Annotated in this window: 1 protein-coding gene; it reads left to right on the top strand. The window is 68.7% G+C overall.

Going from position 1 to position 1,338, the window contains the following annotated elements:
* On the top strand, positions 1 to 1,338 hold a 1,338-nt coding region (locus AC1DU6_RS31425; RefSeq protein WP_477862079.1), incomplete at both ends, for a glycoside hydrolase family 2 TIM barrel-domain containing protein.

Genomic DNA, 1,338 nt, shown 5'->3' on the forward strand with positions numbered 1-1,338 from the left:
GACAGCGTGGTCTGGGTCAACGGCCACTACCTGCGCCACGAGGCCAGCGGCTACTCGAGCTTTCGCGTCGACATCAGCAACTACCTGCACTATGGCGGCCGCAACGTCGTCGCCGTGCGCGTGGACGCCAGCACGCAGGAAGGCTGGTGGTACGAAGGTGCCGGCATCTACCGCCACGTCTGGCTGACCCAGACCGAGCCACTGCATGTGGACCACTGGGGCACTTTCGTGCGCGCCACGGTGAACGGCAACCGCGCCGACGTGGCCGTTGACGTGACGGTGCGCAACGACGGCAAGGCCGCCGAATCCTTTAGCCTGGAACACGAGCTGCGCGACCCCGAGGGCCGGGTCGTCGCGCGCGGCAGCGTGCCCGCCCGGCGCGTGGCGGCGGACGCCACCGCCGAGGCCAGCGCCATGCTGCGCGTGACCGCACCGAAGCTGTGGTCGCTTGAAACGCCGCAGCGCTACACGCTGACGACGCAGGTCAAGCGCGGCGGCCAGGTGGTCGACAAATACGACACGCCGTTCGGCATCCGCACCCTCCGCTTCGACGCGAACCAGGGCTTCTTCCTGAACGGCCAGCACGTCAAGCTGCACGGCACCAACAACCACCAGGACCATGCCGGCATCGGCATCGCGCTGCCGGATGCCATGCATGACGCGCGGCTGAAGATGCTCAAGGACATGGGTGTAAACGCCATCCGCTCGGCGCACCACCCGGCCACGCCCGAACTGCTGGACGCCTGCGACCGCCTCGGCATCCTCGTCATCGACGAGCACCGCATGATGGGCACGGCCCCGCAGATCCGCGACGAGATGGAGCGCATGGTGCGGCGCGACCGCAACCACCCGTCCGTCATCCTGTGGTCCGTGGGCAACGAGGAATGGGCGATCGAAAACAGCGAGATCGGCACCCGCCTGGCGCGCGAGATGCAGACCATCGTCAAGCGCATGGACCCGACACGCCCCACCACGCTGGCTGCCTCCAGCTCGGGTGGGCCCGAAGGCACGGCGGCGGGCTCCGAGGTGCTGGGCTTCAACTACAAGGCGCAGCACGACATCGACGCGATGCATAAGCGCTTCCCCGAGCGTGCGTCCGTCGTCACCGAGGAAGGCCTGACCTACGCCACGCGCGGCATYTACGCCGACGACCCGGCGCGGGTGCACGTCGCCGCCTACGACAAGCGTTCCGGCGGCGCGTCGACGGCGTCCATCGAGGAGGCCTGGCGCTTCAACGCCGAGCGCCCCTTTATGGCCGGCATGTTCGTCTGGACCGGTTTCGACTACCGCGGCGAGACCACGCCCTACGGCTGGCCCGCCGTCTCCTCGCAGTTCGGC

The organism is Roseateles sp. P5_B10, from assembly GCF_056400485.1.